A 19,731-nucleotide genomic window follows, 5' to 3' on the forward strand; every position below is an offset into this window, starting at 1 on the left:
CATGACATCCAACCTTGCGAAAGCGGGTTGGCGGTTTAAGCAGCCGAGCGTTATTCCAGGATTTGGAATGACGCTCGGCTTCACTCTTGCCTACCTCGCACTCATTGTTCTCATTCCTTTAACTGGCCTTGTCTTGCGCTCGGCTTCATTGGGTTTTCCCGGATTTTGGCACGTAGCTACTGATCCACGAACCGTAAATGCGCTGAAAATCAGCTTTGGGACATCCCTTATTGCTGCTGTGATCAACGTTATCTTCGGTGTCATCGTTGCGTGGGTACTGGTGCGCTACCGGTTTCCAGGCCGTCGAATTGTCGATGCCATCGTCGATCTGCCGTTTGCGTTGCCGACGGCAGTTGCCGGCATTGCGCTGACGGCGCTTTATTCCAGAAACGGCTGGATAGGCCATTGGCTCGATCTGATCGGGATCAAGGTGGCATTCACACCAATCGGCATAACGATCGCCCTGATCTTTATCGGTCTGCCCTTTGTGGTTCGGACCGTTCAGCCAGTGATGGAAGAAATCCGCAAGGAAGTCGAAGAAGCTGCAGCGACACTCGGCGCCAACCGCTTCCAGACGATTACGCGGGTGCTCTTGCCGGGCTTGCAGCCGGCCATCCTGACTGGATTCGCGCTGGCATTTGCGAGGGCGGTCGGTGAGTACGGTTCTGTGATCTTTATCGCCGGTAATCTTCCTTATGTATCGGAAATTGCGCCGCTTTTGATCGTGATCCGACTGGAGGAATTTGATTATGCAGGTGCGACCGCGATTGCGACGATCATGCTGCTAATCTCATTTTTCATGCTTTTCGTCATCAATCTCATTCAGGCCTGGAGCCGGAGGAGGTATGGTTATGGCGCTTGATCCTGTTCAAGTCACAGATCCAACAGCCACGGCGCGGCACGCCACCACCGAGCGGCGCACGGCGCGCTTTATCCTGACCGGGATTGCCCTGGTTTTTCTTGCGCTGTTTCTTGTGCTTCCGCTTGTGTCAGTTTTTGTCGAAGCGTTCCGCAAGGGCCCGTCCGAATATTTCGCTGCATTTTCAGAACCTGATGCTCAGGCAGCCATTCGTCTGACACTGCTGGTAGCTTCCATCGCGGTACCGCTCAACGTTGTTTTCGGCGTTGTCGCAGCGTGGGCGATCGCCAAGTTCGAATTCAAGGGCAAGGCTTTCCTGACCACATTGATCGATCTGCCGTTCTCGGTATCGCCGGTCATTTCTGGCCTCGTATACGTGCTGTTGTTCACTTCGCAATCCGCATTGGGTCCTTGGCTGAAATCACATGGCATCGAGATCCTTTTTGCCGTGCCAGGAATCGTGCTGGCGACCATGTTCGTCACCTTTCCATTTGTCGCGAGAGAATTGATTCCGCTGATGCAAGAGCAAGGTACAACCGATGAAGAAGCCGCCTTGTCGCTCGGAGCCAATGGCTGGCAGACGTTCTGGCATGTGACGCTCCCAAACATCAAATGGGGCTTGCTCTACGGCGTACTTTTATGCAACGCCCGGGCCATGGGGGAATTTGGCGCAGTGTCTGTCGTTTCAGGACATATCAGGGGCCTCACCAATACGATGCCGCTGCATGTCGAAATTCTTTACAATGAATATAATTTTGTCGCTGCTTTCGCAGTGGCTTCGCTCCTGGCGCTTCTTGCGCTGGTAACACTTGTTCTCAAGACTCTGCTGGAGCTGAGGTACGGCGCGGAGCTACGTGCAGTTGGCGGACACTAGAGAGGAATAGAATTTATGGATGTTCGCGTAAGTGGTGTGCGCAAGGAATTCGATCGGTTTCCAGCGCTGCACGACGTTTCACTTGATATCAATTCTGGCGAACTCATTGCGCTGCTTGGTCCGTCCGGCTCTGGCAAGACCACCCTGTTACGTCTGATCGCGGGACTTGAAACTCCCACCGAGGGTAAGGTTTTCTTCGGCGATGAGGATGCTTCGCTGAAGTCCGTACAGGAGCGGAATGTCGGTTTCGTCTTTCAACATTATGCTCTGTTCCGCCATATGACAGTGATCGACAATGTCGGTTTCGGCCTGAAGGTACGTCCGGGTTCAAGTCGGCCCAGCAAGGATGAAATTCGTCGCCGCTCGTCGGAGCTTCTGGACTTCGTGCAGCTCTCCGGTCTTGAGAAGCGCTATCCGGCGCAGCTTTCTGGCGGCCAGCGTCAACGCGTTGCGCTCGCCCGCGCGATGGCGATCGAACCGCGTGTGTTGTTGCTGGACGAACCCTTTGGCGCGCTCGACGCGAAGGTCCGCAAGGAGCTTCGCCGCTGGTTGCGTGAGATTCATGACAAGACCAAGCACACGACTGTTTTCGTGACGCACGATCAGGACGAGGCGCTGGAATTGGCTGACCGCGTTGTGGTCATGAGCCAAGGGAGGATAGAGCAGATCGGTACCCCCGATGAGGTCTATGACCGGCCGAATTCACCGTTTGTCTACAGCTTCATTGGTGAATCGAGTTCCATCGAAGTTCAGGTCAAGAACGGCGAATTGTGGCTTGATGGCCAAGCGTTGAGTATCTCGAGCGATCGACCTGACGGCGAAGGATTGCTGTATTTCAGACCGCACGATGTCGATCTTATTGAGGACTCCAACGGAGGCATCGCCGGTACAGTCGTTGCGAGCCGCCGTGTCGGTGCTACGCGACGCATCGAGCTCCGAATAGCTGGGGTAACCGACCATGTGGAGATCGAAATTCCAGCGGATCATCCGGCAACGGAAACAAGCCGCATCGCTTTTCGCCCCAAACATTGGCGCGTGTTCCCGAAGAGCTGATACGACCCAACTTAGCGAAAGACCGGGATAGCCATATCCTGGTCTTTTTTGTTACAGTCAGTGGCCCCACAGTTATCGCAAAGGGTTCGGCTATTCGGCTGCGACCCGCCGCTACAGCGGCTTTTCCCTGTGCAGAAGCTTCAAAATTGCGTACAAAGACCAATAGAAATCTGACTCATTTTCATCAAAACTGATCGCTAACGATAAAAGTGGTGATAGCTTAATTGCCATGACCCGATTAGACCGTAAACTGAACGTGGGACGATCGGCCCCTGATCGCCTTAGTGCTGCAATCCCGAAGATTCTTTCTTCCAAACTGAAATGAAAACAATGCCCGTATTGAGCTTTTTTCAAGCGTTTGCATCCCAGAAGAAGACCGTTGGTCAGATTTTTGCTGTCCAACCTAACCCTATACGGGCTCATTATAAATCAATCGACGATTTGAGGGATCTTGGGACCCGGGTGGCGAAGGGCGAAGACGTTCGATTGCCCGATTACGAGCCGATGGTTTTCGAGCAGAGAACAGTCGAAAACGCCAGACTGATCCTGCATTCCTACCGTTCCTCCGATGCGGCAGCACGCAACGGCGAAACGATAACACCAGCGGCTCAATGGCTTTTGGACAATTATTACCTGGTCGACCAGAACATACAGCAGGTCGAGCGCGACCTGCCCAAGAAATTTTTCAGGCAGTTGCCGCCACTTGCGAACCAGCCCAATATCCCGCGGGTAATGGCGCTTGCCTGGCTCTACGTCGCGCACACGGACAGCCAGTTTTCGCTGAATAGCCTGAGCGCCATCGTTGAAGGCTTCCAGACCGTCGAACCTCTGCATATCGGCGAATTGTGGGCACTTCCATCCGCCGTTCGCTTTATTCTAATCGAAAATGCCCGGCGTCTTTCCCTGCGCGTCGAGCGTGCCCGCCGCATGCGCGCTTATGCAAATAGCGTTGCCGACGAAATTACGCTGAACGCTGAGAAAGATACCCTTCCGCAGCTTTTGGCACAGTATGCGCCGGCGGCCAAGGACAGCACTTTTGCCACCCACCTGCTTTATCGTTTGCGTGGCGGCACCGCTCACTCCGGAGCCGCGGTCGCGTGGCTCGAAGACGAGCTCGAAAAGAATGGCAGCGATTCCGAGGATGCCATCATCCAGGAACATACCCGCCAATCGACGGGTGGCGTGAGCATGGGCAATCTCATTCGCAGCCTGAAGGCGATCGATGACGTTGACTGGATTACCTGGTTTGAGACAGTCAGCGGCGTCGATGCCGTTCTGCGCGACAACTCCAATTTCGACGCGCTCGACTTTCATTCTCGCAATGCCTACCGCGTTGCTATTGAAAAGATTGCCCGCCGCTCAGGCAAGAGCGAACACGACATCACACAATCGGCTCTCGAACTCGCGCATAAAAGTGCTGAAGAGACCGCCGGCGAAGGTGGCGTTACCGAGCAGCGCAAACGCGATGTTGGCTATTATCTTGCTGGAGACGGCCGTCCGGAACTTGAAGAGACGTGTGACTACAAGCCGACCGTGCTTATTCGCTGGGTACGTTTCTACCGGAGATTGGGTCTCGCCGGCTTGTGGGCGCCGGCTTCGTTCTTCTCAATCGCCATCCTCTTACTGATCAATTATTTCCTGCGTCGTGCCGGATTGTCTGACGGCATGACCTGGCTGTTCACTTTGCTGGCAGTGTTCCCCACGATGGAAACAGCCAACGGCTTCGTCAACTGGATCATACCGATGTTCATGCCGCCGACGCGGCTAATCGGCTTCGAGTACAAGAATGGCCTGCCTCCGGAGGCAAAAACCCTCGTTGCCGTGCCGACGCTGATTACCTCGCGTGACTCCGTCGATGAGCATATCCGCAATCTCGAAGTTCACTATCTCACCAATCCGCGCGGCGAGGTCTATTTCGCTCTTTTGACGGACTGGGCCGACAGCAAATTCGAACAGACCGACGATGATCTCGACATCTTCGACTATGCGCGGGAGAAAATCACCGCGCTCAACGAGCACTACACGCAAAACAATCCCCGCTTCTTCCTGTTGCATCGCAAGCGCCTGTTCAATGCGCAGGAGAACCGCTGGATGGGCTGGGAGCGCAAGCGCGGCAAATTGCACGAGCTCAATATGCTGCTGCGCGGCGACAAGGATACGACGTATTTCCCGTCGAACGAGGAAGTCCCGACCGACATCAAGTTTGTGATGACGCTCGACTCGGACACCCGCCTGACGCCGGACTCCGTCAATCGTCTGGCCGGCAAGCTTATTCATCCGCTCAATCGACCCATCTACAGCGCCAAGGCAGGCCGTGTGGTGAGTGGCTATGCTATCCTGCAGCCTCGGGTCACCCCTTCGCTGACGACCGGCGATGATGCCTCGTTCCTGCAGCGCGTCTTCTCGGTCAATCGCGGCATCGACCCTTATGTTTTCGCGGTTTCCGACGTCTATCAGGACGTGCTGGGAGAAGGCACGTTCACCGGCAAGGGTCTTTATGATATCGATTTCTTTGAAGCTGCACTTGACGGAAAGATCGGTGAGAACGCAGTTCTGAGCCATGACCTGCTCGAAGGCGGCTATGCGCGTAGCGCGCTCGTAAGTGATGTCGAAGTGGTCGAGGATTACCCCACGGGCTACAATGTCGATATCTCGCGCCATCATCGCTGGACGCGTGGCGACTGGCAGCTCCTGCCTTATCTTTTCAGTACGAGACCCGGTGTGACTGCTGTCACGCGCTGGAAGATGGTCGACAATCTTCGCCGCTCGCTTACACCGATCTTCTGGATCCTGGCTTCCATTGCAGGTTGGACATTGCTGCCACCGGGACTTGCCACACTGTGGCAGTGCTTCATGATTTTCAGCATGTTCATCGTGCCGACGATGATATTATTTACAAACCTGGTGCCGACAGACATGAACCTGTCGCTCAAGGGGCACTTCCAGGCGATTCTCACGGACATTTTTGCGGGGGCAGCCGATATCGCCCTGCGCATCACCTTCATCGCAAACATGGCTTGCCTGATGCTCGATGCGATCGTCCGGACGCTTTATCGTCTGTTCATTTCGCGCAAACATCTGCTTGAGTGGCGCGCTGCGGCCCAGGCAAAGACGAGTTCACCCGATACGCTGAGCTACTACCTGCAACTCATGTGGCCCGCGATAATTGTCGCCCTGATCGCTATTGGACTTCCCTTGGCGATTCAAAGCCGGGCTTGGTTTCTCGCAGTTCCCTTCGCACTGATCTGGCTGCTATCGCCGGTAATCGCCTGGCTCGTCAGCCGCTCAGCCAAACCGCTCGATGATTTGAACGTGCGCTCATCCGACAAGGGTGAACTGCGGCGTTTCGCCCGCCGTACGTGGCACTACTACGATACATTTGTCACCAAAGAGCAGAATTTCATTCCACCGGACAACTTCCAGGAGGACCCGTATCCCGTTATTGCGACGCGCACGTCGCCGACCAATATCGGCATGTATTTGCTCTCGACCGTCGCAGCCCGGGATTTCGGCTGGATCAGTTTCAACGAGACACTGACGCGTATCGACCAGACGCTCGAGACTCTCGAGAAGATGGAGAAATATCGCGGCCATCTCTACAATTGGTACGAAACGACCACGCTGCGCCCACTACTTCCACTTTACGTTTCCGCTGTGGACAGCGGAAACCTTGCAGGCCATCTGGTCGCCTTGTCGTCGGCGCTTGAGAAATGGGCCGAAGCACCCTCAGTTTATCTACAGAGCGATCTCGACGGTGTTCTCGACGTCAGCGATATTCTTGAAGAAGCCATCAGTGACATTCCGGATGATCGCCGCGTTTTGAGGCCCTTGCGCCGGCGCCTTGAAGAACGCGTTTCCAATTTCCGCCGGGCAATCACGACGATCAAGGAGGAGCCCGAAACCGCATCGCTGCGCACAATCAACCTTGCTCTCTTCGCGGGAGATATCCAGCGCCTGACCGAAGAATTGCATGGCGAGCTCGAAAGCCCGATTAGCGCCACCGCCAATGAGTGGGCGCTACTGCTCGTCAAGACGTGTCAAGGACATACGGACGATGCAATTGGGAGCCACGAGAGCACAGACATTCTGCGCGAACGCTTGGGTACCCTCGCCACACGAGCGCGGCAACTTGCTTTCGACACCGATTTCACCTTCCTGGAGCGCAAGGAGCGGCGCCTTTTGTCCATCGGTTTCCGCGTGGAAACCAACGAGCTCGATGCCAGCTGTTATGACCTTCTCGCCTCCGAAGCACGCCTGGCGAGCCTCTTTGCCATTGCCAAAGGCGATATCCCGGTGGATCACTGGTTCAAGCTCGGGCGATTGCTGGTGCCGGTTGGCTGGCGCGGTGCGCTGGTCTCCTGGTCCGGGTCGATGTTCGAATACCTCATGCCGCCTCTGGTCATGATTGAACCGCTTGGAAGCATGTTGGATCAAACCAACAAGCTGATCGTGCAACGGCAGATCGAATATGGTGAGTCCAAGGGGTTGCCCTGGGGCATTTCCGAAGCGGCTTATAACGCTCGCGACCCGGAGATGAACTACCAATATACCAATTTCGGCGTTCCGACACTCGGCCTCAAGCGCGGCCTTTCGAAGAATTACGTTGTAGCGCCCTATGCCAGCATAATGGCCAGCCAGTATCAACCGGCTGCCGCTGTCAAGAATCTGCAACGTTTGCGCGCCATGGGTGCACTCGGACAGTATGGTTTTTATGACGCCGTGGACTTTACCAAGTCACGCGTCCGCGAAGATGAAGAATATGCCGTGGTCCGCAATTACATGGCCCACCATCACGGCATGTCGATTGTCGCCGTCAACAATGTTGTGTTTGAAGGTCGAATGCGTGAGCGTTTTCACGCGGACCCTGTAATCGAAGCAGCCGAGCTGCTTCTGCAAGAGAAAGCTCCACGCGAAATACCGGTTCTGCAAGCCAAAGCAGAGAACCCGATGCGCAAGGCGGTGGAGAGCTCGGAAGAAACGGCTTCTATCCGCTTCATCCAGAATCCATTGAGTGCGCCAACCGCAACGCAAATAATGTCGAACGGACATTATTCGGTGATGGTCACTGCCAATGGCGGCGGATACAGCCGCTGGAATGGTCTTGCCATTACGCGTTTCCAACCCGATCCCCTCGAAAGCGGTTATGGTACGTTCCTGTTCTTGCGGGACCTCGAAAATGGCGAATGGTGGTCAGCAACAGGCGATCCTGTGCGCGTTGCAGGCGAGAAAAGTACATCCATCTTCGCCGACTACAAGGCGGAATTCGTCAAGGAAAATGGCACGATCCATACTACCGTAGAGACTATCGTTGCCTCGGATTCCGATGGGGAAGGCCGTCGTATCGTCATCACCAACACTGGCACCAAAGACCGCATCATTGAAGTCACGTCTTACGCCGAACTGGTCCTGACGAACGAAGATACAGATACCGCTCACCCGGCGTTTGCCAAGATGTTCGTGGAGACGGAGATCGACAAGCGTGGCGATGCGATCTATGCCACACGTCGCAAGCGGGGTGCTGATGATCCGGATATTCACGTAGCGCATGTCGTAAGCGACAGTTCCGGTGCGATGCGCGAAATTCAGGCTGAAACCGACCGGCGCAACTTTATCGGCCGCGGACGTTCCCTGCGCAATCCGGCCGCTTTCGACGAAGGTGCAACCCTCAGCGGCAGTCATGGTTTTGTGCTCGATCCCATTGCTTCGCTGCGTTGCCGTGTTCGCGTGCCCGCGCACAAGAAAGTGACGCTGGTCTTCTGGACTCTCGTACGTCCCAACCGTCAGGAGCTCGAGGAGGTCGTCTCCCGCTTCCGCCATCCGGATTGCTTTACCCGTGAATTCTCGCTGTCGTGGACGAGCTCGCAAGTTCGCCTTCACCACATCGGTATCAATCCCGACGAGGCAGCTGAATTCCAGCGCGTCGCAACCAACCTGATCTATCCCGACAAGGCACTGCGCATGCCGTCCGAAAACATTGCAAGCGGGCTCGGCAGTCAATCCGAGCTTTGGCCCATGTCGATCTCCGGTGACTTCCCGATCCTTGCGCTGCGCATTGATGATGAAGCCGATATGGAAACCCTGAGAAACCTCTTGAAGGCGCACGAGTATTGGCGTGCGAAGGGTCTTGTTGTCGACGTTGTGGTCATCAACGAACGTTCGTTCTCCTACGCACAGGATTTCCAGCGCGGCTTGGAAGCGATCTGCGAAAATAGCCGTGCCCGCGGCGCTCAGCTCGGACCGCGTGTCCACATCTTTGCTGTCCGTAAAGATCAGATGAGCGACGCCAGCTACAACACGCTTCTGGCTGCAGCCCGTATTGTCCTGCACGCGCAAAATGGTTCGCTTTCCGAGCAATTGAAACGCATCGCAGGACTGACTGCTGACCTGGTGCCTGTCACGGAAACCAGGGGTAAATCTATAATAACCGGTGACATTGAAAATAGCGATTTGCGGGGGATCGCGCCGGCGCCGACGCAGCTCATGAACAAACGGCGTCCCAAGATTTCTGCTGACGACCTATCATTCTGGAACGGGTTTGGCGGCTTCGACATGAAAAGCGGCGAATATGTCGTTCGTCTTGGTGGGCTGGGCAGCACCCCACAGCCCTGGATCAATGTGATTTCCAACCCGAATTTTGGCTTTCACGTATCAGCCGAAGGCGCAGGTTTCACCTGGTCCGGCAATAGCCGCGACTATCAGCTGACACAGTGGTCGAATGATCCGGTCATCAACCGGTCCGGTGAGGCTATCTATGTGGTGGATACGGACAAGAATGCCGCGTTCTCACCGACGGCATCGGTGCTTCGCGACCCCTCTGTCCAGTATGAGACCCGGCATGGACAAGGTTATTCGACCTTTATTTCACGCCACGGCAATATAGGACTTGAGCTTACGCATACGATCGATCCCGACCAACCCGTTCGCCTATCGAGCCTCAAGATCACGAACAATGGCGGTACCGCCAAGCAATTGCGTGTTTACGGATTTGTTGAATGGGTGCTTGGTAATGCCCGCGCAAAGACCTCGCCATTCATCGTGCCGTCCTGCGACGCTGAAACCGGCGTTCTGTTTGCTCGTAATCCATATGGCACGGACCGGCGTGAACGTGTGGCGTTCTATGCTGCTAGTGTAAAGCCGCAGTCCTATACAGCCGACCGCGCCGAGTTCTTCGGAGCGCTCGGTTCTGTCGATCGTCCAGATGCGGTGCTTCAGGCAAAGAGGCTGTCAAACCTGGTCGAAGCCGGCGGCGATCCCTGTGCTGCACTTGCAGTCGACATCAAAATCGCCGCGGGCGAAACGCAGGAGCTGGTCTTCTATATGGGCGATGCCGGCAGCCGCGAGGAGGCTCGCGAGATTCTTGCGAGCCATAGCAAGCGGCCGTTCAAAGACGCTCTCTCATCTTCGAGAGCGATCTGGACAGACTTCCTCGATGGATTGCAAGTTGACACCCCGGACGACGCTTTCAATGTCATGGTGAATCGCTGGCTGCCTTATCAGAGCCTCGCCTGTCGTATCTGGGCACGTTCGGCTTTCTACCAGGCGAGCGGCGCTTTTGGCTTCCGCGACCAGTTGCAAGATACACTATCCATGCTGATCCTGGATCCATCGCTCGCACGTAATCAAATTCTCAACGTGTCGGCCCGTCAATTCAAAGAAGGCGATGTCCAACACTGGTGGTTGCCAACGACTGGCGCAGGCGTTCGCACGAAGATCTCCGACGATGTGGTCTGGCTCGGCTATGCCATTGCCCACTATACCTCGGTGACTGGCGACATGAGTATACTGGATGAGCAGGTCGCTTTCATCGAAGGCAGGGCGCTCGAAAACGGTGAGCACGACGCCTTTTACCAACCGACGATCTCAGACGAGAAAGTCAGCGTTTATGAGCACGCAGCCCGTGCGCTTGACCTTGCCGTTGCCCGCACAGGCCTTCACGGCCTGCCACTGATGCTGACGGGTGACTGGAACGACGGCATGAACCGTGTCGGTGAAGACGGCAAGGGCGAAAGCATATGGCTTGGCTGGTTCCTGATCAGCACTTTGCGTGACGTCTTGCCGATAGCAAAACAATTCAAGGACAAGGAACGCATCCTGCGATGGGAGGCCCATATTGAAAGTCTGAAAGCCGCTCTCGAGAAGGACGGTTGGGATGGCGAATGGTATCGTCGTGGCTACTTTGACGACGGTGCTCCGCTTGGATCGAAAAAGAGCGATGAGTGCAAGATCGACTCGATCGCTCAATCCTGGAGCGTTATATCCGGCTATGGCGATCCAGACCGCAGCAAGCGGGCAATGCACTCGGTCGCAACGCATCTCATCGACGATGACGTCGATATCATCAAGCTGTTCACGCCACCATTCAACAAGACGCGGCATGATCCAGGCTATATCAAAAGTTATCCGGTCGGAGTGCGCGAAAATGGCGGGCAATATACGCATGCCGCAACGTGGGCAGTTCTTGCCATGGCCAAGCTCGGCGATGCGGATGAAGCGTACCGTTGGTTCAAGAAGCTAAACCCCGTCAACCATTCGCTGACAATGGAGAAGGCCGAGTTTTATCGTGTGGAACCTTACGTGGTGGCTGCAGATGTTTATTCGGTAGATCCCATGCGCGGACGCGGCGGCTGGACTTGGTATACCGGATCTGCCGGATGGCTCTACCGTGTGGCGACAGAAGCTATCCTTGGCATCAGCCGCCGAAATGACAGGCTGTTCGTCGATCCTGCGCTTCCATCGGAATGGAGCGGCTTCAATTTCGTTCTGCGCAATGGCGAGGCCCGCTATTCGATAGAAGTCAAATCGGTATCGAAGGGTACCGCTAAGATCACTGTCAACGGTAAGAAGCTCACCAAAGCGGAAAATGGCATTCCATTGGAACCCACGGGAGAGCACAAAGTCATCATCGAAGTGCTCGCGTCATAACGCTAGTTTCCGCGTTGTTATAACACTGCCGCCCGTGAAATTTCACTGGCGGCAGTGTTGTTTCAGGCCGAAGAGCTCATTTCCAGTCGGATTACCAGTTGAGAATCTTTGCAACTGACGTCGATCTGGCGCATAGTCGGCGTTATGAAACATGCATTGAATCAGAAACCGAATTATGAAAAGGAACTGCGCAAGGCTGGTGTTCGTATCACCAGGCCTCGGCGGATTATCATCGACATTCTGACATCTACCGAAGATCACCCCGATGCGATGAAGATTTTCCATCGTGCCATAGAGATTGACGACAGCATTTCTCTTTCCACCGTTTACCGGACCATGAATCTGCTGGAAGAGATGGGTGCCATCCATCGCCATGCTTTTAATGGCGGACCATCGCGTTTCGAACAGGCCCACGGCGAACACCATGATCATCTGATCGATATCGATACCGGCGCGGTAGTGGAGTTCAAGTCCGACAAGATTGAAAAATTACAGGAAGAGATCGCCAAGTCTCTCGGCTATGATATCGTCCATCACCGACTGGAACTCTACGGACGCAAGACCCGCCACTCCTCATAAGCCGCTCAAAAACGGCGGCTTTATGAGCCAATACTCAGGCGGCGTTAGACGCTGGCTGCGATGTCAGCAGCTCGTAGATCAGGCCCGCATCGTGGGCGGTGCGCAGTTTTGCAATGCGCTCGGGATCGCGCAGCATGCGCGCAATGCGGGATAATGCCTTAAGATGATCGGCCCCGGCATTTTCTGGCGCCAAGAGCAGAAACACGATATCAACCGGCTGGTCGTCCAGTGCTTCGAAAGCGACGGGCGTTTCGAGTTGAGCGAAAACACCGGCAATTCGCTTCACGCTATTGATCTTTCCATGGGGAATGGCAATGCCGTCGCCAATGCCAGTTGAGCCCAAGCGTTCACGCTGTATGATCGTGTCAAATACTTCTCGCTCGCTCAGGCCGGTCAAGGCGGCCGCCTTTTCCGACATGATCTGCAAGAGTTGCTTCTTGGAATTGACTTTCAATGCGGGCAGGACAGCGTCGGGCTGAATGAGATCACCCAGATCCATTATCTCTCTTCCTTCCAATTACCACCCGCATACTGGCTGTACGCGGGCGGTAGTTCAAAATTCGCTATGAATCCGCTTCTTCACGTCGGAGCAACGTTTTCACCCGCCACTGTCGATGGATCGATCCAGCCAATATTTCCATCGGCGCGGCGATATACAATATTTACCTGCGTACTGCCAGCGTTTCGGAAAACAACGACGGGACTATCCTTCAAATCGAGTTCCACGACCGCAGAAGCCACACTCATGCTTCTCAGCGCCATAGATGTCTCGGCAACTATGGTTGGCGCATAATCTTCCGGAATATCCTCATCATCATCCGGTACGGGCGCCATCACCGTGTAAGAAACATCATCGAAAACCCCATTTGAACCTGGAGCCTGATGCGACTTCAGGCGTCTTTTGTAGCGCCGGAGACGCTTGTCAACGCGTTCACCCGCTGCGTCAAATGCAAGTAATGGATCCTGCGCTTCGCCCGCCGCCTGCAGCACCGTACCGGTATCGAGGCGGACAAGACAGTCGGCAATAAATCGAGATCCCTGCTTTTCCACCGTGACATGACCGGTATATCCGCCATCGAAGTATTTGGAGACCATCTCCCCTATCCGCTCTTCAATACGAATGCGGAAAGCGTCACCAATGTCCATATGTTTCCCAGATACACGCAGACTCATGATACCTCACCTTCATTGCGATTTTTTCATTGCCCGAACCAATCTACACTGTTGTGGGGAGGCGAGCAAAGACATCCCGTACAACCCGTGCGAGCGTTTCATCGCGTTTCAATTGCTGATTCTTCATTCAAAGGTGCGCTTTCACTTCAATTGTCGCAAATTACCGGCGCTTGTCTCCCTCACCAGACTTCTTCGGTCCGGTTCAATTACCCACTCAACAAAATTCTACACCCACGTGGCGGATGAATCCAGACTTTCCATCGTCCTTGCCCGCCGATGCCTGAGCTTTTTTTTCTCGCCGCCTTTGCACAGAGGAGGCAATATTCATGCCTTCCCGGTATTTTGCGACGGTACGCCGTGCAATCTCGATTCCTTGCTCCTTCAACAAATCCACAATTGTATCATCCGATAAAATGTCGTCCGGTGTTTCCACGTCGATTAGCTGCTTGATCTGATGGCGTACCGACTGCGATGAATGCTGCTCCCCACCTTCTGTTGCCGCGATCGCCGCATTGAAAAAATACCGTAATTCGAACACCCCCCGCCTGGTCAGCATGTACTTGTTCGCTGTGACCCGGCTGACCGTAGACTCGTGCATGCCGATCGCGTCAGCAACATTGCGCAAGTTGAGCGGCTTCAGATAGGCAACGCCGTGACGAAGAAATTGTTCCTGCTGGCGAACAATCTCCGTGGCGACCTTGAGAATTGTTTGTGCCCGCTGATCAAGGCTACGCGTTAGCCAGTTGGCACTTTGCAAGCATTCGCTCAGAAACGTCTTCTCGGCGGGAGAGGTTTTCGTTTTCGCTATTGTCGCATAGTAGCTGTTGTTGATGAGCACTCGCGGCAGGGCATCGGGATTAAGCTCAATTCGCCAACTTCCATCAGACGCGGTGTCCACCTGCACGTCGGGCACGATGCTATCCGCTACGCCGGAAGAGAAGGCTGTCCCAGGCTTTGGATCAAGGTGCTGGATTTCCTGCAACATAGCCAGAATATCCGCGTCACCTACATGACAAAGCCTCTTGAGACTGTGGAAATCCCGTTTGGCTAATAAATCGAGGTTTTGCAGCAAGGTTTTCATGCTCGAGCCTAAGCGGTTTTTTGCGCGCAACTGGAGTGACAGGCACTCCGCAAGGTCACGCGCGAACAGCCCTGTGGGCTCGAACCCCTGCAAGACTGCAATCAGTTTCTCGATGTGACTGGCATCGACACCAAACCTTGCGGCGATTTCTTCTACATCAGCCCGCAAGTAGCCTGTCTCATCGAGATGGTCGGCAAGCTCAGCGGCGATAAGGCGGTCGCCCGTCGATGCGAAGGCGAAAATAATCTGCTCGGCGACATGGTCCCGAAGGGTCTGCGGCGTTGCTGTCACCTGTTCGAGATTATATCCCTCGCCACCGGTTGAAACATAGCCATCGCCAGAAGACGACTTCCACTGCGAGGCAAGGTCGCCGGCAATAAAATCATGTGTCCCCGGATCGTCGGGAAAGATGTTCTCAAGAGAACTATCAAACGTATCCGACATCGAACCAGAACTCGTCGATTCACCGCTCATCAGCCAATGATCGGCTTGCCCATCCAAAGGGTTATCAGCTTCGGCATCGGTGCTCACCGCTCCTCTGCCGAATTCGCGTTCATCACTGGAAATCCGATCGGTGCTGAAGCCGCGCTCATCAAGCGAAAAATGCTCGCCCGTTGTATCATCGCGCTCGAGCAAGGGGTTCTTTTCAATCTCCTGCTCTATGAATTGTTCGAGCTCGATATGCGTCAACTGCAGCAGTCGAATCGACTGCATCAGCAGCGGCGTCATTACCAATGCCTGGGATTGCCTGAGATCGAGCTTTGCCGACAGAGCCATGGTGGGCGCGGGTACTCCCGTACGATTTCCTTTGCAGCTGTACAGAACTGGCCCAATCCTTGCTTGTCAATCACAAGCAAGGGAAAAACGTGTTGGCGCGGCAATTTTCAATCTAAAGACGTAGGAGAAATGGCATTTCTTGCGAATGAAATCGCGAAAATGGGAAAATCAGAGCTTGAACTGATCCCCAAGGTAAAGTCGTCGAACGTCCTGATTGGCAATAATTTCATCAGGTCGACCGTGGGTAAGCACTTGTCCTGCATGGATGATATAGGCCCTGTCGATCAGCTTCAGGGTCTCGCGGACATTATGGTCGGTGATCAGCACACCAATGCCCCGGCCGGTCAGATGACGCACCAGTTGCTGTATATCCGCAACGGCAATCGGATCCACACCTGCAAAGGGTTCGTCCAGAAGCATGAAATTAGGACGAGACGCCAGGGCGCGGGCTATTTCCAGCCGCCGGCGTTCACCACCTGACAGGGAAAGCGCGGGAGCCTTGCGCAGGTGAGCGATGTGAAACTCCTCGAGCAATGAATCAAGTTCCTGAGCGCGAGCGCTCCGATCTTTCTCGACAACCTCGAGAACGGCCTTGATATTGTTTTCAACCGACAGACCGCGGAAAATTGAGGCTTCCTGCGGCAGATAGCCGATACCCAGCCGAGAACGGCGATACATCGGCATCGTCGTTACGTCGAAACCATCGATTTCTATCGTGCCCTTGTCGACCGGGACCAGACCAGTCACCATGTAGAAACAGGTGGTCTTGCCCGCGCCATTGGGACCCAGGATACCAACGGCTTCGCCAGCGCGTACCCCAAAGGAAACACCGTTGACGACCTGGCGGCCATTGTAGCTCTTGGTGATGCCACGTGCGACAAGCGTGCCCTTCATACGGTCAACCGCCGCAGGGTCAGCAGGACGCATTTCCTGAGAGATGGTAGAGTCAGGCCGAGCGGAAAGCTTGCTGGAAGAGCGACGCGAAAACAAGGACACTATAGGCTCAGTTCTTCGGAGCGTTCTTGGGAGCCACAACGATAGAGACACGACCTGTCTGACCACTCTTGCAGCTTTCAAGCTGGGCCTCGCCCGTTTTGAGCTGCGCTGTCAGCTTGCACCCGACGGCAACATTGTCGCCTTGGGAAAGGACAACCTTGTTGCCAGTCAAAACCAGCACTTCGGTTTTCATATCGAAAGTGCCGTGATCACCGGTAGCGACTTGATCTTCGGATTTGACGTAGACCTTGTCATTGACCTCGAGGTGATCGATATCCTGGGCTCCGGCACCCGCCACTCCCGTGGTTTTTGGCGCGTCAGCAGCGGCAGCTGCGCCGGTTGCATCTTTGCCACTCGCGTCTTTCTTGGGGCCCTTGACGTAATAGACGATCATGGAACCCGCTTTCAGAAGCGTGGCACCTTGTACGACGGTCACATTGCCTGTGAAGGTAGCAGTGCCCTCATTGTCATGTACAACAAGCTTGTCAGCATCGATCTGGATCGGCTGGTCGCCTGACAATTTTATTCCGGTTGTTGCTGTGGCAGCATCCTGGGCGAGGACGGGAGCAATCATCATGGACGATGCCAACAGGCCCAACGCAACGGTCGAAATGCTGATCAGTTTTGCCCCGCACGACATCGTCTTCTCTCCTAAATCCGGGATTTCCCTTGAAATCAGCAATATTCCCCAGACGTTACTCTGACGATTTGATTTCCTTGTCACCTTCTTGCAGCTTTGTAGGCAGAATGACAAGCCTTACCCGCTTTTCAAAAGTCATTACCTTGCCGCTTTCGGTAATTTGCATACTGTCCGCGGTTATACTCGACTTGCTATTTTTTACGCTGACTGGATCGTCCGTCGACATCGTGTTGCCAGCTATATCTATATTAGCCGATTGCAGCAGGGCAGTAATGCCATCGGATGTTGTCAAGCTTATGGCGCTGTCGAGCTTCAACTGCCGGTTCGCATTGTCGTATACACCAGATTTCGCAGTGACCTGCGCGCGCAGTTCCTTACCAATCGGAATTTCCGCACTAATCCCCTCCAGCGAGATCACATTGCTGTTGCCCACGTCCTGCAATGCCTTTACGGCGCTCATTTTGTAGGGAAGCTTGTCCTTCGTAAATCCGTCAAGTTTCGGGTTGGTCATGACAAGTTTGCCGTTTTCCATCCCGGCATTATCGAGCGAAATGTTGCTCGGCACACTCGATGTGGAAAAGAAAGTGAACCAGGAAAAAACAGCGGCACCGATCAGAGCGACCGCAGGCAAGGCAAACTTCAGAAACCGCACGCGCCTCGAGTGGCGTTCCGCAGCACGAAACACCATGGAGTCTTTGTCAGAGCCAGCGAACTGCCGGGCGACCTCAGCATGATGGTCGGCGTCGGCGGTGGCATCGCGCCCCGCATGCGTATCGTTTCTTTCAATGGACATAGGTCTGGTTGTGTTTACCGATTACAATATAATGGCTAGTTGAACGCCAATATGGTTATTTTTCGATGAAATGGACAAGTACCCGTCGCACAAGTTGCACTCGTTGCAACAAGTATGCCGTCGTTTGACGAGATACAAGGTCCAAACTGCCGAGCAAGCGCCCGCAGCAAGTCTGGACTTCGACGAAATGATGCCGCAAAGAATAACTGACCCTGGTTTGAGAGCGAATGGATAGGACGATGGCAAACGCTGCTGATGCAATTATCGATAGACGACGGCTTCGCAGGAAATTGACATTTTGGCGCGCTTTCACGCTCCTGCTCATCGCCCTTGCATTGATTTCACTTTATTTTTTTAATGCCGGCCCCGATGGGTTTTCCGGTAAATCAGCGCCGCATATCGCCAAGGTTCGCGTTGAGGGCACGATTTTTGAAAATGATGAACTGCTTAAGCGTCTGAAGGACGTGGAAGATTCCGACGCGGTCAAGGGCGTGATCCTCTCCGTCGATTCACCGGGGGGAACAACGGCCGGCGGTGAAGCTATCTATGAAGCTGTCCGCAAGCTCGCCCTGAAGAAGCCCGTCGTTGCCCAAGTTGGAACGCTGGCGGCTTCGGCCGGGTACATGATTGCGAGTGCGACCGATCACATCGTGGCGCGCCAGTCCTCGATTATCGGCTCCATTGGTGTGCTTTTCCAGTATCCTGATATTTCTGAGCTCTTGACCAAGATAGGGGTGAAAGTCGAAACGATCAAATCCAGCCCGCTTAAGGCAGAACCTAATTTTTTCAATCCGGCGAGCGACGAAGCAAAGGCGATGATTCATCGTATGATCATCGATTCCTATGACTGGTTTGTCGGTCTGGTCCAGGAGCGGCGTAAATTCACGCACGAACAAGCTTTGGCCCTAGCCGACGGATCAGTCTTTACAGGTCGCCAGGCGGTTGCCAACAAACTGATTGACGAACTTGGCGGCGAAGACAAGGCAATCGCCTGGCTCAAAACAAAAGGTATCGATGCCAAACTTCCAGTCGTCGAATGGAAGCCCGTCGAGAAGTCCTCCCTCGGTATGTTTTTTTCGCATTCCGCCCTTAAAATGCTGACCAGATATCTCGGCCTTCCGGAAGAAAGTGCGGGGGTGCTGCGCGAATTGACAGGTGATCGCATGTTCCTTGACGGACTCGTTTCTGTTTGGCACGTTGACGGCAAGCCTGTCGGCGCGCAATAAGGATATTAAACTCATAAGATCAGTGACATAGTATTCAGGTTAGTGCTTTTTGACCTTGTCCTCCTGATCTTGAACCGAAAGGGATTTCGCTGTGATCAAATCAGAGCTCGTGCAGATCATTGCCAACCGCAATCCGCATTTGTTTCAGCGTGATGTGGAAAACATCGTCGGCGCCATCTTTGACGAGATCACCGATGCACTGGCTGAAGGCAATCGGGTCGAGCTGCGTGGCTTCGGCGCATTTTCCGTCAAGAACCGCCCAGCGCGTAGCGGACGTAACCCGCGCACCGGCGAAAGCGTCGACGTTGAGGAAAAATGGGTCCCTTTCTTCAAGACCGGTAAAGAATTGCGCGACAGGCTGAATGGCAACGGCTAGGGGCGCGTCCCTCAAGCATCAGAAGCGTTGCAGGAGAGAAATATGATCACGCGTATTGTCATTGTCCTCATTCTGGTGCCGCTTGCCGTCATCCTGATTGCCCTGTCAGTAGCAAATCGCGAGGCGATATCGTTCACAATCGATCCTTTTAACCCGGGTAATCCTGCCCTCTCCTACTCCGCTCCGCTTTTCGTCTGGTTGTTTGCCTCTCTGATCCTCGGTTTGATCCTCGGGAGCTTGGCAACTTGGTATAATCAGGGCAAACATCGAAAACTCGCCCGTCAGCGCAAGCTCGAAGCGGAGTTATTGCGCAAGGAAGCCCGCAAGGCGTCGGCCGAGACACCGTCTACGCCAAACCTTCCTTCACTCCATTAAACAACCG

At 54.5% G+C, this 19,731-nt stretch carries 15 protein-coding genes; 9 read left to right on the plus strand and 6 right to left on the minus strand.

The genetic code is table 11. The annotated features are described in order from the left end of the window. Nucleotide 1: 1 nt before the first annotated feature. From cysT to LB462_RS11565, 5 genes are all read left to right on the plus strand, one after another. Nucleotides 2–862 (plus strand): sulfate ABC transporter permease subunit CysT, encoded by an 861-nt coding sequence (gene cysT / locus LB462_RS11545; protein ID WP_224507966.1) that lies wholly within the window; start codon nt 2–4, stop codon nt 860–862. Further along, entirely contained in the window at nt 852–1,733 is an 882-nt protein-coding gene (cysW, locus tag LB462_RS11550) for a sulfate ABC transporter permease subunit CysW (RefSeq protein ID WP_224507968.1), read from the plus strand. Before cysT ends, cysW begins: the two co-directional genes overlap by 11 nt. Nucleotides 1,734–1,748: 15 nt before the next feature. Next, the gene (locus tag LB462_RS11555; protein ID WP_224507970.1) at nt 1,749–2,786 is read left to right on the plus strand and encodes a sulfate/molybdate ABC transporter ATP-binding protein; all 1,038 of its coding nucleotides are present in this window, start codon (nt 1,749–1,751) and stop codon (nt 2,784–2,786) included. Nucleotides 2,787–3,116: 330 nt separating this feature from the next. Next, the gene (locus tag LB462_RS11560; protein ID WP_224507972.1) at nt 3,117–11,708 is read left to right on the plus strand and encodes a glycoside hydrolase family 94 protein; all 8,592 of its coding nucleotides are present in this window, start codon (nt 3,117–3,119) and stop codon (nt 11,706–11,708) included. Between the two features lie 144 nt (nt 11,709–11,852). Beyond that, a complete protein-coding gene (locus LB462_RS11565) occupies nt 11,853–12,287 on the plus strand; it encodes a ferric uptake regulation protein (RefSeq protein ID WP_224507974.1) in 435 nt (144 codons plus the stop codon). A gap of 34 nt (nt 12,288–12,321) precedes the next feature. Here LB462_RS11565 and ptsN read toward each other — a convergent pair whose 3' ends face one another. The 5 genes from ptsN to LB462_RS11590 all read right to left on the minus strand — a co-directional run bounded on the left by ptsN (nt 12,322) and on the right by LB462_RS11590 (nt 16,891). Continuing rightward, the gene (gene ptsN, locus LB462_RS11570; protein WP_112525519.1) at nt 12,322–12,786 is read right to left on the minus strand and encodes a PTS IIA-like nitrogen regulatory protein PtsN; all 465 of its coding nucleotides are present in this window, start codon (nt 12,784–12,786) and stop codon (nt 12,322–12,324) included. 80 nt (nt 12,787–12,866) lie between these two features. Further along, nucleotides 12,867–13,460 carry a ribosome hibernation-promoting factor, HPF/YfiA family gene (gene hpf, locus LB462_RS11575; protein ID WP_112525521.1) on the minus strand — a complete coding sequence of 198 codons (594 nt, stop codon included), beginning with the start codon at nt 13,458–13,460 and terminating at the stop codon, nt 12,867–12,869. A 214-nt stretch (nt 13,461–13,674) separates the two neighbouring features. Further along, nucleotides 13,675–15,318 (minus strand): RNA polymerase factor sigma-54, encoded by a 1,644-nt coding sequence (rpoN, locus tag LB462_RS11580; protein ID WP_224507976.1) that lies wholly within the window; start codon nt 15,316–15,318, stop codon nt 13,675–13,677. Between the two features lie 168 nt (nt 15,319–15,486). Then, complete coding sequence (lptB, locus tag LB462_RS11585; RefSeq protein ID WP_112525525.1) at nt 15,487–16,245, minus strand: LPS export ABC transporter ATP-binding protein; 759 nt, start codon at nt 16,243–16,245, stop codon at nt 15,487–15,489. Nucleotides 16,246–16,321: 76 nt separating this feature from the next. Continuing rightward, complete coding sequence (locus LB462_RS11590) at nt 16,322–16,891, minus strand: LptA/OstA family protein (protein ID WP_224507978.1); 570 nt, start codon at nt 16,889–16,891, stop codon at nt 16,322–16,324. Here LB462_RS11590 and LB462_RS31145 point away from each other — a divergent pair. Continuing rightward, nucleotides 16,890–17,018, plus strand: a complete 129-nt coding sequence (locus LB462_RS31145) for a hypothetical protein (protein WP_255626563.1) — start codon at nt 16,890–16,892, stop codon at nt 17,016–17,018. The two genes, LB462_RS11590 and LB462_RS31145, sit on opposite strands and share 2 nt — an antisense overlap. Here the strand turns inward: LB462_RS31145 and lptC are convergent. After that, nucleotides 17,010–17,747, minus strand: coding sequence for an LPS export ABC transporter periplasmic protein LptC (lptC, locus tag LB462_RS11595; protein WP_224507981.1), 738 nt, complete (start codon nt 17,745–17,747; stop codon nt 17,010–17,012). The genes LB462_RS31145 and lptC overlap by 9 nt on opposite strands. Nucleotides 17,748–17,986: 239 nt before the next feature. On the opposite strand from lptC, the gene sppA reads away from it, so the two are divergent. The 3 genes from sppA (at nt 17,987) to LB462_RS11610 (ending at nt 19,724) form a co-directional block, all read left to right on the plus strand. Continuing rightward, entirely contained in the window at nt 17,987–18,973 is a 987-nt protein-coding gene (sppA, locus tag LB462_RS11600; protein ID WP_224507983.1) for a signal peptide peptidase SppA, read from the plus strand. Between the two features lie 91 nt (nt 18,974–19,064). Next, nucleotides 19,065–19,349 carry an integration host factor subunit beta gene (locus LB462_RS11605; RefSeq protein ID WP_106662485.1) on the plus strand — a complete coding sequence of 95 codons (285 nt, stop codon included), beginning with the start codon at nt 19,065–19,067 and terminating at the stop codon, nt 19,347–19,349. A 42-nt stretch (nt 19,350–19,391) separates the two neighbouring features. After that, the gene (locus LB462_RS11610) at nt 19,392–19,724 is read left to right on the plus strand and encodes a lipopolysaccharide assembly protein LapA domain-containing protein (RefSeq protein ID WP_224507985.1); all 333 of its coding nucleotides are present in this window, start codon (nt 19,392–19,394) and stop codon (nt 19,722–19,724) included. The last annotated feature ends 7 nt before the right edge of the window (nt 19,725–19,731 follow it).

It is taken from the genome of Phyllobacterium chamaecytisi (assembly GCF_020164455.1).
In the GTDB taxonomy this organism is placed as follows: Bacteria; Pseudomonadota; Alphaproteobacteria; order Rhizobiales; family Rhizobiaceae; genus Phyllobacterium; species Phyllobacterium chamaecytisi.

What these genes read in the sequence shown, in the direction of transcription:
- cysT (WP_224507966.1), top strand. Translation starts at nt 2, where the DNA reads ATGACATCCAACCTTGCGAAAGCGGGTTGGCGGTTTAAGCAGCCGAGC.
- cysW (WP_224507968.1), top strand. Translation starts at nt 852, where the DNA reads ATGGCGCTTGATCCTGTTCAAGTCACAGATCCAACAGCCACGGCGCGG.
- LB462_RS11555 (WP_224507970.1), top strand. Translation starts at nt 1,749, where the DNA reads ATGGATGTTCGCGTAAGTGGTGTGCGCAAGGAATTCGATCGGTTTCCA.
- LB462_RS11560 (WP_224507972.1), top strand. Translation starts at nt 3,117, where the DNA reads ATGCCCGTATTGAGCTTTTTTCAAGCGTTTGCATCCCAGAAGAAGACC.
- LB462_RS11565 (WP_224507974.1), top strand. Translation starts at nt 11,853, where the DNA reads ATGAAACATGCATTGAATCAGAAACCGAATTATGAAAAGGAACTGCGC.
- ptsN (WP_112525519.1), bottom strand. Translation starts at nt 12,786, where the DNA reads ATGGATCTGGGTGATCTCATTCAGCCCGACGCTGTCCTGCCCGCATTG.
- hpf (WP_112525521.1), bottom strand. Translation starts at nt 13,460, where the DNA reads ATGAGTCTGCGTGTATCTGGGAAACATATGGACATTGGTGACGCTTTC.
- rpoN (WP_224507976.1), bottom strand. Translation starts at nt 15,318, where the DNA reads ATGGCTCTGTCGGCAAAGCTCGATCTCAGGCAATCCCAGGCATTGGTA.
- lptB (WP_112525525.1), bottom strand. Translation starts at nt 16,245, where the DNA reads ATGCGTCCTGCTGACCCTGCGGCGGTTGACCGTATGAAGGGCACGCTT.
- LB462_RS31145 (WP_255626563.1), top strand. Translation starts at nt 16,890, where the DNA reads ATGGACGATGCCAACAGGCCCAACGCAACGGTCGAAATGCTGATCAGT.
- LB462_RS11590 (WP_224507978.1), bottom strand. Translation starts at nt 16,891, where the DNA reads ATGATGATTGCTCCCGTCCTCGCCCAGGATGCTGCCACAGCAACAACC.
- lptC (WP_224507981.1), bottom strand. Translation starts at nt 17,747, where the DNA reads ATGTCCATTGAAAGAAACGATACGCATGCGGGGCGCGATGCCACCGCC.
- sppA (WP_224507983.1), top strand. Translation starts at nt 17,987, where the DNA reads ATGGCAAACGCTGCTGATGCAATTATCGATAGACGACGGCTTCGCAGG.
- LB462_RS11610 (WP_224507985.1), top strand. Translation starts at nt 19,392, where the DNA reads ATGATCACGCGTATTGTCATTGTCCTCATTCTGGTGCCGCTTGCCGTC.